The sequence below is a fragment of the Blautia sp. DFI.9.10 genome (genome assembly GCF_024461705.1).
Taxonomy (GTDB): domain Bacteria; phylum Bacillota; class Clostridia; order Lachnospirales; family Lachnospiraceae; genus Blautia_A; species Blautia_A fusiformis.
In genome coordinates, this window is the sequence record NZ_JANGAA010000003.1 from 18469 (window position 1) to 34337 (window position 15869).

At 45.2% G+C, this 15869-nt stretch carries 13 protein-coding genes and 1 pseudogene; 2 read left to right on the forward strand and 12 right to left on the reverse strand.

Translation table 11 applies throughout. From position 1 onward, the window contains the following. Positions 1-10: 10 nt before the first annotated feature. From pgsA to NE671_RS02350, 6 genes and pseudogenes are all read right to left on the reverse strand, one after another. Positions 11-550, reverse strand: a complete 540-nt coding sequence (gene pgsA / locus NE671_RS02325; RefSeq protein WP_015525184.1) for a CDP-diacylglycerol--glycerol-3-phosphate 3-phosphatidyltransferase — start codon at positions 548-550, stop codon at positions 11-13. Continuing rightward, entirely contained in the window at positions 534-1871 is a 1338-nt protein-coding gene (gene rimO, locus NE671_RS02330; RefSeq protein ID WP_021978070.1) for a 30S ribosomal protein S12 methylthiotransferase RimO, read from the reverse strand. The genes pgsA and rimO overlap by 17 nt, the downstream gene beginning before the upstream one ends. A 100-nt stretch (positions 1872-1971) precedes the next feature. After that, positions 1972-2226: pseudogene (rpoZ, locus tag NE671_RS02335) on the reverse strand (DNA-directed RNA polymerase subunit omega); the annotation flags it as partial. Between the two features lie 53 nt (positions 2227-2279). Continuing rightward, positions 2280-2900, reverse strand: coding sequence for a guanylate kinase (gene gmk / locus NE671_RS02340; RefSeq protein WP_015525188.1), 621 nt, complete (start codon positions 2898-2900; stop codon positions 2280-2282). Further along, a complete protein-coding gene (locus NE671_RS02345) occupies positions 2893-3165 on the reverse strand; it encodes a DUF370 domain-containing protein (protein WP_015525189.1) in 273 nt (90 codons plus the stop codon). Before NE671_RS02345 ends, gmk begins: the two co-directional genes overlap by 8 nt. A 45-nt stretch (positions 3166-3210) precedes the next feature. Beyond that, positions 3211-4089: a YicC/YloC family endoribonuclease gene (locus tag NE671_RS02350; protein ID WP_015525190.1), complete on the reverse strand. Its 879-nt coding sequence runs from the start codon at positions 4087-4089 to the stop codon at positions 3211-3213. A gap of 149 nt (positions 4090-4238) precedes the next feature. Here NE671_RS02350 and NE671_RS02355 point away from each other — a divergent pair, with 149 nt between their 5' ends. Next, positions 4239-5990, forward strand: a complete 1752-nt coding sequence (locus NE671_RS02355) for an Rqc2 family fibronectin-binding protein (RefSeq protein ID WP_173740294.1) — start codon at positions 4239-4241, stop codon at positions 5988-5990. 176 nt (positions 5991-6166) lie between these two features. On the opposite strand, the gene NE671_RS02360 is transcribed toward NE671_RS02355, so the two are convergent. The 6 genes from NE671_RS02360 to leuS form a co-directional block, all read right to left on the reverse strand. After that, the gene (locus NE671_RS02360; protein ID WP_173740295.1) at positions 6167-7405 is read right to left on the reverse strand and encodes an AGE family epimerase/isomerase; all 1239 of its coding nucleotides are present in this window, start codon (positions 7403-7405) and stop codon (positions 6167-6169) included. A 187-nt stretch (positions 7406-7592) separates the two neighbouring features. Continuing rightward, complete coding sequence (locus tag NE671_RS02365) at positions 7593-7796, reverse strand: hypothetical protein (RefSeq protein ID WP_015525195.1); 204 nt, start codon at positions 7794-7796, stop codon at positions 7593-7595. A gap of 147 nt (positions 7797-7943) precedes the next feature. After that, positions 7944-9230 carry a chloride channel protein gene (locus tag NE671_RS02370; RefSeq protein ID WP_250789684.1) on the reverse strand — a complete coding sequence of 429 codons (1287 nt, stop codon included), beginning with the start codon at positions 9228-9230 and terminating at the stop codon, positions 7944-7946. Positions 9231-9309: 79 nt separating this feature from the next. Next, positions 9310-9966, reverse strand: coding sequence for a TVP38/TMEM64 family protein (locus NE671_RS02375; RefSeq protein WP_250789683.1), 657 nt, complete (start codon positions 9964-9966; stop codon positions 9310-9312). 91 nt (positions 9967-10057) lie between these two features. Continuing rightward, positions 10058-11419: a radical SAM protein gene (locus tag NE671_RS02380; protein WP_110104118.1), complete on the reverse strand. Its 1362-nt coding sequence runs from the start codon at positions 11417-11419 to the stop codon at positions 10058-10060. A gap of 346 nt (positions 11420-11765) precedes the next feature. Continuing rightward, positions 11766-14183, reverse strand: coding sequence for a leucine--tRNA ligase (leuS, locus tag NE671_RS02385; protein ID WP_022426495.1), 2418 nt, complete (start codon positions 14181-14183; stop codon positions 11766-11768). Between the two features lie 253 nt (positions 14184-14436). Between leuS and NE671_RS02390 the strand changes: the two genes are divergently transcribed. Continuing rightward, a complete protein-coding gene (locus NE671_RS02390; protein WP_015525202.1) occupies positions 14437-15666 on the forward strand; it encodes a dicarboxylate/amino acid:cation symporter in 1230 nt (409 codons plus the stop codon). Positions 15667-15869 lie beyond the last annotated feature (203 nt).

Sequence of the window (15869 nt, forward strand, 5' to 3'; positions counted from 1 at the left end):
ACTCTGATCCCTACTCCTGCATGGAAAGGACCTTTCTGTTCTGCATGATATAAGTCAGCAGGGAGATAATGGTCAGTGCAACGGACAGCCAGATAAATATCTGTGTCAGCACTGCAAAAACACCTCCGAAATCCAGCATCAGAAGTATGATCATGATCATCTGGGAAACGGTTTTGAATTTTCCCCAGTAGTTTGCGGCAATGACAATTCCGTTCTCCGCTGCGATCAGACGGAAACCGCTGATGATAAATTCCCGTCCGATGATAATGATCACAACCCATGCCGGAAGCTTGTCAACCTCGATCATGCAGATCATGGCAGAGCATACCAGAAGCTTGTCTGCCAGCGGATCCATAAATTTTCCAAAATTGGTTATCAGGTTATATTTTCTGGCAAGATGACCGTCAAACCAGTCTGTCACACTTGCTGCGACAAAAATCGCAAGACAGATCCAGCGGTTTGCTTCTCCTCCCCAGCCTGTCAGTAAGAAAACTACAAGAAATGGTACAAGTATCATTCTTGCAACTGTAAGTTTATTCGGTGTATTCATCGCTCAGCACTCCTATCAAATCATACTCAAGCGCACCTGTCACACGTACCTTTGCAAAATCACCTGTCATAAGCAGTTCGCCTGTCTGAACGAAAATGTATCCGTCAACCTTCGGTGCATCCCCGTAGGTACGTCCGATATAGGCACTTTCATCTGCAACTTTTCCTTCGATCATAACAAGAAGTTCCTGTCCGATACGGTCCTGACCTCTGTCATAAGAAATCTCCTGCTGAAGCTCCATCAGCTCGTCTCTGCGTTCTTCCTTCACTTCTTCCGGAACCTGGTCTGCCATCTCTGCTGCCGGGGTATTCTCCTCCGGAGAGTAAGTGAAGACACCGAGACGGTCAAATTCCATCTCATCTACGAACTCCTTCAGTTCTTCATGGTCTTCCTCCGTCTCACCCGGAAATCCGGTGATCAGAGTTGTACGCAGTACGATATCCGGAATCTCCTTACGGAGCTTTCCGACAATATCGATCAGTTCCTGTTTGGAAGTACGGCGGCCCATTCTTTTAAGAATTCGGTCCGATGCGTGCTGGATCGGAATATCCAGATAATGACAGATCTTCTTCTCATCACGAATGGTTTCGATCAGTTCATCGTAAATCTCCTCCGGATAACAATAAAGGATGCGAATCCAACGGATACCTCTGATCTCACAGAGCTTCTTTAAAAGAATGTGAAGAGATTTTTTGCCGTAAAGATCCTTTCCGTAAACGGTGGTCTCCTGTGCTACCAGGATCAGCTCTTTCACTCCCTGTTCAGCCATATCCTCTGCCTGGGCAATGAGGCGCTCCATTGGGACGCTTCGAAATTTACCTCTGAGCTTCGGGATGATGCAGTAGGTACAGTGCTTGTCGCAGCCTTCCGCGATCTTCAGGTAGCCGAAATGTCCACCTGTTGTAAGGACACGTTTGCTTCCTGTATCCGGCAGATAATCAATATCACGGAATTCTTCGAAATGATTTCCGGCTACTGCTTCCTCCAGAGCCTTTACGATGTCGCCGTAGGATGTAGTTCCAAGAACAGCATCGACCTCCGGAACCTCCTCAATGATCTCTTTCTGGTATCGCTGTGCCATACAGCCGGTAACGATCAGTGCATGGCAGCTTCCTGTTTTTTTGTACTCTGCCATTTCAAGAATGGTTTCCACACTCTCTTCCTTGGCATCCTTGATAAAACAGCAGGTATTGATCACGATTGCATCTGCCTGTGTTTCATCGTCTGTGATCTCATGACCTCCGGCTGTAAGAAGTCCCAGCATTTCCTCAGAATCCGCCAGGTTCTTGTCACAGCCAAGAGAGATGAATAATATTTTCATAAAATTACTCCGCTTCTGTCTGAGCTGCTTCTGCAGTCTCAGTGCCTTCTGCGGTCTCGCCCTCTGCTGCCTCAAGAGCCTCCTTCTCAGCTTCAAGAGCCTCCAGCTCTTCCTCTTCCTCCTGTCCGGGAAGGATCTTTACTTTGCCCTTGTAAAGCTCATCAATGGCAACGGAAAGCGGTTTCTTTCCTGCTGCACCCGGTACAAGCGGCTCTGCTCCTGCGATCAGCTGGCGGGCACGTTTGCTTGCTGCAAGTACAAGAGAATAACGGCTGTTCAGCACGAGAGCCTCATCGTCGTCCTCGTTGTTTGTGTTGATAGCCTCAATTAATTCTGAATAAGATGGATGTATCATATCTTTTCTCCCTTCTGTAACGGCAGGGCCGTATTTAACTTGTTAATTGGTATTTATAAAAAAGCTTCCGCTTCTTTCTGGATCCTGGATACAAAATCATGATTCCTGGATGTACGCATGCGCTCACACCGGATGGTCTCATGAAGTGTATCAACACATTCCTCCAGATCATCATTGATCAGGAGATAATCATATTTATCCATTCCTCTGGATTCTTCAACCGCTCTTCTGAGACGCCCGTTGATCACATCCAGAGTCTCTGTTCCGCGACCTACCAGACGGTTCTTAAGCTCCTCCATAGACGGCGGACATACAAATACCAGCAGTGTATCCGGAAACTTCTCACGGATCTTCATGGCACCCTGGATCTCGATCTCAAGGATCACATCTTTCCCTGCGGAAAGCTGCTCCTCTACATATTTGCGGGGTGTGCCATAATAATTCTCCACATACTGTGCATACTCGATCAGTCCGTCTTCCCGGATCAGCTGTTCAAATTCTTCTTTTGTGCGGAAGAAATAAGCCTCTCCGTCCTTCTCGCCTGGTCTTGGATTTCTGGTAGTAACAGAAACAGATAATGCATAATTGTCATATTTTTCCATCAGCCGTTTCATGACAGTACCTTTTCCGGAACCGGAAAAGCCCGAAACAACAACTAAAATTCCCTTACTCATTTCCTTCCTCCCTCATTTCCTCTCCATACGCTTCCGAAAATCTCCTGGCAATAGTTTCCGGCTGCAGAGCGGAAAGGACAAGATAATCATCGGAAGTAACAATCACTGCTTTTGTTTTTCTTCCCTGTGTGGCATCGATCAGAGTTCGGGTCCCCTTGACACTCTGTATCATGCGCTTTACAGGAGCGGCATCCGGACTTACCACAGCCACGATCTTGCGTGAATTGACAACATTTCCAAAGCCTACATTAATAAGTTTCGCCATTTACGCTCTCCCTTTCTGTCTGTGTACAGCCTGTTTCCTGTCCGGTTACTCGATATTCTGGATCTGCTCACGGATCTTCTCGATCTCTGTCTTCAGATCGATGGCCGCGTTGGATACAATAAGATCATTGGATTTAGACAGGATAGTGTTCGCCTCACGGTTCATCTCCTGTGCCATGAAATCCATCTTACGTCCCACGCCCTCGTTCTCATCCAGGATCTTTCTCATTCCGTGGATGTGGCTTCGAAGACGTACCGTCTCCTCATCATTGCAAATCTTATCTGAAAAAAGTATCACCTCTGCGGCGATCCTGGAATCATCGATCTGGTTATCTTCAAGTAGCTCGTGCATCTTGGCTTCCAGTTTCTCCCGATAAGCCTTCACTACTTCCGGAGAACGTTTTTCCACTACATCGACCTTTGCTTCCAGTCCGTCCAGCTTCCCAAGAAGGTCCTGTTTCAGATTAGCACCCTCACGCTGGCGGGTCTCCACAAATTTCCGGCAGGCCTCATGAAGCGGACCTTCCAGAAAATTCCAGAGCTCTTCCTCATCCGGAGCCTGCTCTTCCATTGTAAACACATCCGGATATCTGGAAAGTGTGGAAACACGGATATCATTCTCGATCCCCAGTTCCTCACTCATCTGGTTCAGATAGCCCAGATATTCCTTTGCCAGCTCTGCATTGTATTTCAGAGCCATTCCGCCCATTGTATAGTCTTCATAGGTGATGAACACATCGACTTTGCCGCGGCGGATATAAGTCTTCATCACATTTCGGATCTCTCCCTCAAAATAGCTGAGTCTTTTCGGCATTTTGATGTTCAGATCCAGATATCTGTGATTGACGGATTTCAGTTCAACAGAAACCTTACGCTCTCTGGAAACTGCTTCTGCCCTGCCAAAGCCGGTCATACTTTTTATCATGTTATCCTCCAATACTGCCTCTTAAGTTTATCAGCTGCTGATAAATACAGTAACTGATTGCATACGGATTTATTATAGTTCATTCCAAAACCCTAGTCAAACTCTTTTTTTACTGTTATAATGATTGATGTTGAAATGGAGGTAAAATCATGGCATTTGACGGAATTACAGTTTCTGCTCTCGTGGCAGAGATCGATGATAATTTAAAAGGCGGACGTATCAACAAGATCGCCCAACCGGAAAACGATGAACTTTTGATCACAGGAAAGGGCGCAAATGGACAGAAACGTCTTCTCTTAAGTGCAAGCGCATCCCTTCCTCTGATCTATTTTACAGATAAGAACCGTATCAGTCCTTTAACTGCACCGAACTTCTGCATGCTTCTCAGAAAGCACATCGGAAGCGCCCGTATCCTTGATGTGAAACAGCCTGGAATGGAGCGTGTGGTGGAATTTGAGCTGGAGCATCTTAATGAGCTGGGGGATCCCTGCAGAAAGCGTCTGATCATGGAACTGATGGGCAAGCACAGCAACATCATCTTCTGTGACGAAAAGGGAATGATCCTGGACAGCATCAAACATGTCTCTTCTCATATGAGCTCTGTCCGTGAGGTTCTTCCCGGAAGAGAATATTTCATTCCCAATACCAGGGATAAAGAAAATCCGCTGACTGTTTCCGAGGAGGAGTTCACACAGCACATCTGTAAAAAGCCTGTGAATATTTCCAAGGCGCTTTACACTTCACTCACAGGTATGAGCCCGGTAATGGCTGAGGAGATCTGCTACCGTGCATCCATTGACGGAAGCGATGCATCGCAGTCCCTGGATGAGGCAGCCTGCACCCATCTTTATCATACCTTTCTCCGCCTTATGGAACAGATCCGGAACAGAGAGTTCACCCCGAATATTGTCTACCGCGGAGAGGAACCTGTGGAATACGGTGTCTTTCCTTATCAGCAGTTTGGCAGTGAATACCGCAGCGAAATCTTTGACAGTGTCTCTGTTATGCTGGAAACCTATTATGCTACCAAAAGTCTGCTGACACGTATCCACCAGAAATCCTCCGATCTTCGCCGTGTAGTACAGACCGCTCTGGAACGTAACCGAAAAAAATACAACATCCAGAAAAAGCAGCTGAATGATACTGCAAAAAAAGATAAATTCAAGGTCTACGGTGAACTGATCAACACCTACGGATACGGGCTTGAGGAAGGCTGCAGATCCTTTACGGCACTGAACTATTACACCAATGAGGAGATCACTATCCCTCTTGACCCGACACTGACTCCGGCACAGAATTCCAAGAAATATTTTGATAAATACGGAAAGCTAAAGCGTACAGAGGAAGCCGTCACAGAACAGATCACAGATACGGAAAGTGAGATCTCTCATCTGGAATCTATCTCCAATGCTCTGGATATTGCCAGATCTGAAAGTGACCTTTCCCAGATCAAGGAAGAGCTCACTGAGTACGGCTATATCAAACGTCACTACACAAACAAAAAAGGCCAGAAAGCCCAGCCGAAATCCAAACCGCTCCACTACATATCCAGTGACGGTTTTGATATCTATGTGGGAAAAAACAATTTCCAGAATGATGAGCTGACTTTCAAGTTCGCAACCGGAAATGACTGGTGGTTCCATGCAAAGAAAATGGCTGGTTCCCATGTGATCGTCCGCACCAAAGACGGTGAACTTCCGGACCGTACCTTCGAAGAAGCAGGCCGCCTGGCAGCCTGGTACTCCAAAGGACACTCTGCTCCCAAGGTAGAAATCGATTATATCCAGAAAAAGCATGTGAAAAAACCTGCCGGTGCGAAACCCGGTTTCGTTGTTTATTACACCAATTATTCTCTCATGGCTTCTCCGGATATTTCGGATCTGAAAGAGGTTACGGAGTAATAACTATTCAACAAAAAACCTTCCTGTGTTTTCTTATTTCTTCGAGACCGGATACCTGTATCTCTGCAAGTATCTGTCCTGAGAAATTTTTCTGTAAACACAGGAAGTTTTTTTATTGAACATTCGCACTCCGCTTCATTACATGCTCACGAACAAAAATCGCAAAACGATTTTGTTCAGATCTCCAGTTTTTTCTTCACTGCCGGTGCAATAGACGTATCTGCTTTATGATATGGGATCAGTGTAGACTGCAGTGCATGGTACAGATCGGATTTTCCGGGCCATACGGTTCCTTTCAGATGATTCTGCTCATCCAGCTGATGAAACCAGGAGCCGTTTTCGTGATCCATGACCACTTCATCCAGGTACTTCATAAACGCAGCATAATCTTTCGCATATTTCTCCTTACCGGTCACCTGATAAAGAACTGCAGAGGTATTGATCGCTTCCGCAAGAGTCCAGTGCATACGGTCATGTACCACCGGTTTGCCATTCCAATCTGTCGTGTATACAATTCCCGGTGCACCATCTGCGTTCCAGCCGTCTTTTATTGCTGTTGTGTAAAGTTTCTCTGCTGCCTGAAGATATTTTTCCAGTTTTTCTTTCTCTTCTCCACAGTTTGCAAGCGTCCACTGTGTGATCAGCCTTGCCCATTCGATTCCATGTCCCGGTGTTGCGCCGTATGGCTTGAACGGATCATCCGGACGGTCACGGTTGCAGTCAAGATCTGCCACCCATTCCTTCGTAAAATGTTCCGGGATCCTCCAGGAGTTATCTTCTGCCCACTGGATCACATGATCAATGATCCTGCCTGCACGAATGTGATATTTTTTATCCCCGGTGACATCTCCTGCTGCCAGAAAAGCCTCTACCGTATGCATATTGGCATTTAATCCCCGGTAATCATCCAGCACGGTAAATTCCGTATTCCAGGTATCGCAGGCCAGCCCCTCCTCTTCATTCCAGAAATGTCGGTCATAAACAGCCAATGCCTCTTCAAGGAGCTCTTTCGCCCCGGGCCTTCCGGCTGTCAGTGCGGAAGATGCAGCCAGGATCACAAATGCATGGGCATAACACTGTTTATTGGGCACAATATCTCCTTCCTGTGTTACACCTGCATACCAGCCACCGTTTTTTTCATCGTGAAGCTCTCCCTTCAGACCTTTCAATGCCGCATCCGCAAGCTCTTCGCTTCCCTCATGGCCAAGCATCAGACCCAGACTGTATACATGCGCCATACGACAGGTGATCCAGGTTTCCCGGTTTCTGTCCTTCCATGGTGTTCCGTCGTCCCCCAGATAATAGGAACCTCCATTCGGTGAAGGAAACCGATGCCCGAAATTCAAAAGCTCCTCACAGGATGCTTTCAGAAATTCCCGGTTTTCTTTTGTGCTGATCTCATATTTGCTGTTCATTTCAACCACCCCATCTGTTTTTCTTTAGGATATCATTCTTTTTAGGGAACTTCAATTCTTTTAGATTCTTTTAGATTCTTTTGGATTCTTTTGACAGATTGACGAAAAAAGGAGAATGCCCTATATGCATTCTCCTCATATCAGATTTCTTAATTCCATTACCGTAACGGTCACAGATAGTCCTGTATTAATCTTCAAAACAGGTGATCACATAACGCTCACTTTCCATGATCACATCAGAAACATTGTCTCTGTCCCAGATCGCATCACTGATGATATCTTTCAGCTTATCATCCATAACGATATTAAAATTCTCCTCGATCACCTGAAACGGGACTCCCTCATTCTCCTGTGCATACTCCATGATAAAATCAAGAATCTTCTCTTCCATACCTTAAAATCTGCCTTTCTGTAAATACTAACGTTTAATATATTACATCAGATTTCCGCAGATGTCCAGATATTTTCCAGCCATGTCCATGCGGTATTCCATAAGATATTATGCCAGTATACACACCCCTTCACATTTCGTTCTATATCAGAATCTGGTATGTCGGTTCACATATTTTGCTTTATATTTGGAGTACACAATGGTCTGATCCTTGTAAAGGCCATAATATCCCGATGCTGCATAGCTGATAGATACTGCGATCAGATAGAAGGATACTCCCTTAAAGCCAAACATTTCAAAAGCGATCAGGATCGAAGTGATCGGACAGTTGGTCACACCGCAGAAAACTGCTGCCATTCCGCAGGCTGCACAGATCGACGGAGAAATTCCCATAAGATTACCCATCACACAGCCAAAGGTAGCTCCAATGCAGAAAGAAGGTACGATCTCTCCCCCGCGGAATCCTGCGCGCATAGTCAGTGCTGTAAGCACCATTTTCCAGAAAAAGGCGAAAGTATCCGCCTGTCCGTTTTCCACCGCTTTTTCAATAAGCTCCGCACCAGCGCCCATATATTCATCTGTTCTCAGAATAAAGGTGACAACAATGACCAGGCAGGCGCCCACTGCAACCCTGACATATTTATTCTTAAACCATCTGCCATAAAGTCCTGCTGCACCATTCAGCGCAATACAGAACATAATGCTGACAATTGCACAGCCCAGAGCGATCACTCCCATTTTCAGGCCAGTTTCCACAGTCAGTGCCGGAATATCCGTCACATGAAAACTTTCAGGTGTGACTCCCATTCCGGCTGCAAATCCGGAAGCGACCAGTGACGCGATCATACACGGCATCAGTGCTGCATAATACATCACGCCCACACTGACCACTTCCAGCGCAAAAACTGCCGCTGCCATCGGTGTTCCAAACAATGCGGAAAACGCCGCGCTCATGCCGCACATGACAATTACATGACGGTCCTCCTCGTCCAGATGGATCCATCTTCCAAGCTGGTTGGCAATACTTCCTCCAAGCTGGATCGCTGCTCCCTCACGTCCCGCAGAACCACCGGCAAGATGAGTCAGCGCCGTTGTGATAAAGATCAGAGGCGCAGAAAGGATTGGCACATCATCTCTGGAACGCACGGTAGAAAGAACCTGATTGGTCCCTCCATCCTCTTTTCCAAGCTTCTCATACAAAAATACAATGACAAGTCCGGATAATGGCAGCAAAAGAAAAATCCATTCATGCGCCTTCCGGTAACTGGTCACTGCCTTCAACGTAAAAGAAAACAGTGTGCTGGCAGCACCTACGATACATCCTGTAATGACAGCAAAAACCAGCCACTTGATCAGATTTGAGATATCCCGGCTGATTCTTGCACTGTAATAATATAAATGTTCCTTTAATCTTTTGTTATGATCGATCCCCATGTTCCTTCCCTTCTTTTCTTTACTGTCTGCATTATACTACATTTTTCTTCACAGTAAAAGCAGGAAGGAGAAAGCCCTTTTATTTTTTCTTCCCGGAAATATATCTATGGATCAGGATCGAGAATACACTGATCATCACAAGAAGCACTGCGGAAAGCCAGAATGCCGGAGACTTCGGATTTTTGATATTTGCTCCAAATATTGTAGCGAGAATAACTCCCGGCAGCGTTCCAAGCACGCCACCTGCCATATAGGTTCCAAATGGAATCTTTTCAGCTCCGAGAAACAGACTCACAGCATCTCCCGGTAAAAAGTTCAATGTCCGCATAAAAAATGAAATATACAGGCAATTTCCGTTCTGGTAATCTACTACTGTTTTCAGTTTCGGATATTTAGCTGTAAGACTTTCCACCATGGATGCACCTGAGAAGCGTCCCATCCAATATGGAAGTGCCAATGTGACTGCTCTTCCCAGAAAGTTCACCAGAAGTGCTGTTCCTGTAGAAAACAGATGCCCTACAGCAAGCTGCAGGATCGCAATTGGAAATATAAAAGAGACACTTTTCACTGCATAAAGCCCAAGCATAAGTAATGCAGCCTTAACAGGTTCCTCCGGTGTATAGCTTAAGATCCTTTCCACAGACAGATCCTCTCTATAACGGATACAGAAAAGGAGAAGCACAAGAAGGAGCACCGCTGGCAGATATTTTCTGATGTTGTCAATCATTTTTTTCATGATCTGATCCCTCCGTTTTCAAAAAAAGAGCACCGGCACCTGTTTCCGGTACCGTGCTCTTTCATAAGTTCTGCTTTTTTAAGTTTCAGGATCAGCAGCCTTTCTTCGCTGCCTTTCTCTCCTGGTCTTCCTTCCACATTTCCTCTGCTACCGGCTTCCAGTTTTCAGCATACCGGTCACATTTCGCACAGAGATGCTCTGCACTCTCCGGTGACTGAAGATCTGTGGAATGTGCTCCGGATTTTTCTACCATTTCTCTCAGCTTCTGCGGATTTTCAAGCATCGGGCATGGACGGTACATATTGTCATTAAACGGCTGTCCGTCATGATATGCCATCATCATCGGAGACTGCAGTGCTTCCAGAAGTGTTTTCTCGCGGATATTGGAATCAGAATAATGGATAAACACACATGGATCGATATCGCCGTTTGCATTGATATGCAGATAGCGACGGCCGCCTGCAATACATCCTCCCACAAACTCTGCATCATTCTGGAAATCCATTGCAAACAACGGCTTTGTTGCACGGTATTTACGGATACGCTCATAGGTTTCTCTTCTCTGTGCAGGAGTAGGAAGCAGCTCCGGTGCTGCATCATTTCCAACCGGCATATAATGGAAATACCAGATAAAGTACGCTCCAAGATCGATCAGGCTGTCGTAAAATGCCTCTGATGTGATAGACTCGAAATTTGCACTCGTATAACATGCAGAGATACCAAATACAAGCTTCTTCTCTCTGAGAAGATTGATGGCCTTGATAACCTTCTGGTATACACCATTTCCTCTTCTGCCATCTGTTGCAGTCTCAAATCCTTCCAGTGAAATCGCAGGAACAAAGTTTCCTACCCGAAGCATATCATTTGCAAAATCCTCATCGATCAGTGTTGCATTTGTGAAGGAAAGGAAGATACAGTCATTATGTTTCTCGCAAAGACGGATCAGATCCTTTTTTCTTACAAGTGGCTCTCCGCCTGTATAAATATACATATAAACGCCAAGCTCCTTACCCTGGCGGATGATGTCATCGATCTCATCGTAGGTGAGGTTCAGCTTGTTTCCATACTCTGCTGCCCAGCATCCTGTACAGTGCAGGTTACATGCACTTGTTGGATCAAGAAGGATTGCCCACGGGATATTACAGCCATATTTCTCACGGCATTCATCCTGTTTCTTCCAGCCTGCAAGATTTGCATTGATAAAGAAGTTTGCAACCAGAGTTTTCATAACATGCGGATCAATATCAGTTACCAATCTATGAATAAACGGATAATACGGATGTTCCGGATTGGAAATGACTTCGCGGATCATTGCTCTCTGTGTAGGAAATCCACCACCGGAAAATTTATCTGCCCAGTCCATGATCTTGATAAAATTCTTATCCGGATCTTTATAAACATAGTTAAATGCCTGTTCAAGTCCGAATTTCTTAAGTGTGTTCATTGCGCTCATACTATCTCTCCTTATTTCTCTCAATGTAAATATGCAATCTAGCTAAACGGATATCTTCATTCCGTCACACTGCATTTCGAGTACCAAAGCTTTCTTACTATCTTTGCCTGACTCATGGTGTTACTGTACGTTTTTTCCATTTGAATAACAATAGGCAATATAATTGGTATGACCAAAAACTAGGCAAATCTGTTAAAATGCCTAAATATTATTGGCATTTATTCTAAATAACATTCGTTATTTTTGTGCATACTTACCGATTTTACGATGTTTATCCATATAAAAAACACCCTGGCAAAGGCAGAAATATCTTCCGCCCTGCTTCGGGTGTTTTTGATTTATCTTATTACTTTACTACGATATTGATGATCTTCTTCGGTACGTAAATCTCTTTGATGATATTTCCGGAAATCTTATCTGCAACTGCCTTCTTTCCTTCGGCAATCGCATCTTCTTTGGAGATTTCTGCCGGAATACTGATAACAGCCTTGGTCTTGCCGTTGATCTGAACCGGAACCTCGATCTCATCATCCTTCATAAGCTCCTCATCGTGAGCCGGCCACTGTGCATGGAAAACGGAATCCTCATGACCAAGCTTCTCCCAGATCTCCTCTGCAATATGAGGAACAAATGGCGCAAGAAGAATGGTAACTGTCTCGATGGTTTCTTTGTCAACAGCGCCGTCGTTCTGCTTTGCGATAGCGATCAGCTTGTTTGTGTATTCCATAAATCCGGACACTACGGTATTCAGGCTGAAGGCCTCAAGTCTGCTGGTGATATCGTATACCATCTTATGACGGGTCTTCTCCATCTCTTTGGTAGCCGGGATATCTTTCTCAATGCTGTCAAGAGCCAGATTCCAGAAACGTTTCAGGAATCTGGATACACCATCGATTCCTCTGTCATCCCATTCTGCATCCAGTTCCGGCGGTCCTACGAACAGCTCATACATACGTAAGGAATCACATCCGTAATCATTTACAAGATCATCCGGTGAAATAACATTTCCTTTGGATTTACTCATCTTGATTCCGTTTTTACCTGTGATCATACCCTGGTTGAACAGCTTGACAAACGGCTCATCGAAATCAATAGCTCCGATATCATACAGGAACTTGGTGTAGAATCTGGAGTACAGAAGATGAAGAACAGCATGCTCTACACCACCGATATACATATCTACCGGCAGATATTTATCAGCTTTCTCTTTGGAAACCAGTTCTTTATTATTCTTATTATCTACATAACGGAGGAAATACCAGGAAGATCCTGCCCACTGAGGCATGGTGTTTGTCTCACGTTTTGCAGGAGCACCACAGCATGGGCATGTGGTATTTACCCACTCGTCAATAGCTGCAAGCGGTGACTCTCCGGTTCCTGTCGGCTGGTAGCTTTCTACCTCCGGAAGTCTTAACGGAAGCTGATCCTCCGGTACCGGTACCGCACCGCATTTCGGGCAGTGTACGATCGGGATCGGCTCACCCCAGTAACGCTGGCGGGAAAATACCCAGTCTCTCAGTTTGTAGTTGACAGTCTTACGTCCGATACCCAGCTTCTCGATGATATGCGGTGCTTCCTTCTTCAGTACGGAAGATTCCATTCCATTCCACTCACCGGAGTTGATCATGGTTCCGGAAGCCTCTGTGTAAGCTTCTGTCATATTCTGAATTTCTTTACCATCTTTTGCGATAACCTGGATGATCGGAATATCGAATTTCTTTGCGAACTCAAAGTCACGGTCATCATGAGCAGGTACACACATGATAGCACCTGTACCATAATCAGCAAGTACATAGTCAGAAAGCCAGATTGGAAGCTTCTCACCGTTCAGCGGATTGATCGCATAAGTACCTGTGAACACACCGGTCTTCTCTTTATCCTGAAGACGGTCTACATTGGATTTCATGGAAGCGTCAAAGATATATTTCTCTACAGCCTCTCTTGTCTCGTCTGTTGCAAGAGATTTTGCAAGAGCATGCTCCGGTGCAAGTACCATGAATGTTGCTCCATGAAGAGTATCCGGTCTTGTTGTATAGACCGTGATCTTCTCTTCTCTTCCCTCAACCGGGAAATCGACCTCTGCGCCGTAGGATTTGCCGATCCAGTCTGTCTGCATCTTTTTAACCTTCTCCGGCCAGTCCAGTTTATCCAGATCACTTAAAAGTCTGTCTGCATATTTTGTGATGCGGAGCATCCACTGACGGAGGTTCTTTTTGGTAACCGGAGTGCCACAACGCTCGCAGCATCCGTTTACAACCTCTTCATTTGCAAGACCTGTCTTACAGGAAGGGCACCAGTTGATCGGGAACTCCTTCTCATATGCAAGCCCCTCTTTGAACATTTTTACAAAGATCCACTGTGTCCATTTATAGAATTCCGGATCTGTTGTGTTAACCTCCATATCCCAGTCATAGATCGCTGCGATATCGTTGATCTGACGTTTGATATTTTTGATGTTTGCTGCTGTAGATACTGCCGGATGAACACCCATCTTGATGGCATAGTTCTCAGCCGGGAGACCAAAAGCGTCCCATCCCATCGGATGGATCAGGTAATAACCCTGAAGCATTTTATAGCGGCTCCATACATCAGAGATCACATAGCCTCTCCAGTGTCCTACATGAAGACCGTTTCCGGACGGATACGGGAACATATCCAGACAGTAGTATTTCGGTTTCTTGCCATCATTGACATTTACCGGCTTTTTCTCCCAGTTTGTGCGCCATTTCGCTTCGATGGCTCTATGGTTATAAGGTGCAGCCATTTTTTTATTCCTCCTGACAAATTACTCAGTATTAATACTTTAATGCTTTCACACACTGCTATTAATTTTAACTACTTATGATGTATTTGTCAAACAAAAATCCAAAAACAGCCCTTTTCCATCAAAATATACATGAACCTGCAATCCTGGCCTGGTTTAGTTGACGCTTCTTTTTTCACATGATATAATTTCCTGCATGTATTTTCCTATATTATACATACCATACATATTTATCTTAGGAGGGAACGCATAAATGAAATCTTTTTATTCCTGGTACCGGAAGCATATTACCGGTGCGATCTTTACAGGACTGATCCTGGGTATCCTCACAGGACTTTTCCTGGCCGGACGGTTTGAACCTGTCCTCACTGTGACCAGTCTGATCGGAAGTATCTACATGAACGCCCTGAACATGATGATCTTTCCCATGGTCTTCTGTTCCATTGTCATTGGAATCTGTTCCATCGGAAACGCACGTACTACCGGCAAGATCACTGCAGCATCCATGATCTATTTTCTCTGCACAACGGCACTTGCCAGCCTGTGCGGACTGATCATCCCGAGACTGATCCATCTCGGAAAGGGAGTCAAATTTGAGATGGCAACAGCCGATATCCAGGCTACAGAAATGAGCAGTATCCTTGACACCCTGAAAAACCTGATCCCTTCCAACCCAATCGCCGCATTTGCTGACGGAAACATGCTCCAGGTTCTGGTGTTTGCCCTGATCATCGGTTTCACACTGATCGCAGTCGGTGAAAAAGGAACTCCATTCCTTAATCTGATTGATTCCATCAATGAAGTATGCCTGAAGATCATCACAACCATCATGTACTTTACACCCATCGGTGTTTTCTGTACCATCGTACCGGTTGTGGAAGCCAACGGAACTGAAACGATCATTTCCCTTGCAACACAGCTTGTCATTCTGTATGTGGCATTCTTTGGCTTCGCTATTGTAGTGTATGGTTTCTCTGTAAAGCTGATCGGCAAACAGAGTCCGCTGAAATTCCTGAAAGCGATCCTGCCAGCAGCACTGAACGCCTTCGGAACCTGCTCAAGCTCCGCAACCATTCCATTAAGCAAGCAGTGTATGGAAGAAGAAATGGGCGTATCCAACCAGATCACCAGCATCGCCATTCCTCTTGGTGCTACCGTTAATATGGATGCTGTATCTATCCTGATGTCCTTTATGATCATGTTCTTTGCAAACGCCTGCGGGATCCATGTAAGTATTCCTCTTATGATCATTATCCTTCTTGCAAACGTACTGCTTTCCGTTGGTACTCCAGGTGTTCCCGGTGGTGCTATCGCATCTTTCGCAGCACTGGCAACTATGGCCGGACTTCCTGCCGGAGTTCTTGGTGTTTATATCAGCATCAATACCCTCTGTGATATGGGCGCCACCTGTGTCAATGTTATCGGTGACATGGCATGCTGCTCTGTACTGAAAAATGTTATCCAGATTGAGGAAGAAGCATAAACAAATCTTTCTGAAGTGTTATTTAAACAGAATGCGAATTGCTTTACATAAAACATCTTATGTAAAGCAACAATAGCAAAAGCCGTAAGATATATGTTTAAGAAACTTTCACATATACTTACGGCTTTTCTGTTTATCAACTGTTCACATCCTGTATTCTTTATACTGTTTAACGTAAATGATGTAACACAGAAATTTATATT

Coding starts and splice junctions, on each gene's coding strand:
- pgsA (WP_015525184.1), bottom strand. CDS start 550: ATGAATACACCGAATAAACTTACAGTTGCAAGAATGATACTTGTACCA.
- rimO (WP_021978070.1), bottom strand. CDS start 1,871: ATGAAAATATTATTCATCTCTCTTGGCTGTGACAAGAACCTGGCGGAT.
- gmk (WP_015525188.1), bottom strand. CDS start 2,900: ATGAGTAAGGGAATTTTAGTTGTTGTTTCGGGCTTTTCCGGTTCCGGA.
- NE671_RS02345 (WP_015525189.1), bottom strand. CDS start 3,165: ATGGCGAAACTTATTAATGTAGGCTTTGGAAATGTTGTCAATTCACGC.
- NE671_RS02350 (WP_015525190.1), bottom strand. CDS start 4,089: ATGATAAAAAGTATGACCGGCTTTGGCAGGGCAGAAGCAGTTTCCAGA.
- NE671_RS02355 (WP_173740294.1), top strand. CDS start 4,239: ATGGCATTTGACGGAATTACAGTTTCTGCTCTCGTGGCAGAGATCGAT.
- NE671_RS02360 (WP_173740295.1), bottom strand. CDS start 7,405: ATGAACAGCAAATATGAGATCAGCACAAAAGAAAACCGGGAATTTCTG.
- NE671_RS02365 (WP_015525195.1), bottom strand. CDS start 7,796: ATGGAAGAGAAGATTCTTGATTTTATCATGGAGTATGCACAGGAGAAT.
- NE671_RS02370 (WP_250789684.1), bottom strand. CDS start 9,230: ATGGGGATCGATCATAACAAAAGATTAAAGGAACATTTATATTATTAC.
- NE671_RS02375 (WP_250789683.1), bottom strand. CDS start 9,966: ATGAAAAAAATGATTGACAACATCAGAAAATATCTGCCAGCGGTGCTC.
- NE671_RS02380 (WP_110104118.1), bottom strand. CDS start 11,419: ATGAGCGCAATGAACACACTTAAGAAATTCGGACTTGAACAGGCATTT.
- leuS (WP_022426495.1), bottom strand. CDS start 14,183: ATGGCTGCACCTTATAACCATAGAGCCATCGAAGCGAAATGGCGCACA.
- NE671_RS02390 (WP_015525202.1), top strand. CDS start 14,437: ATGAAATCTTTTTATTCCTGGTACCGGAAGCATATTACCGGTGCGATC.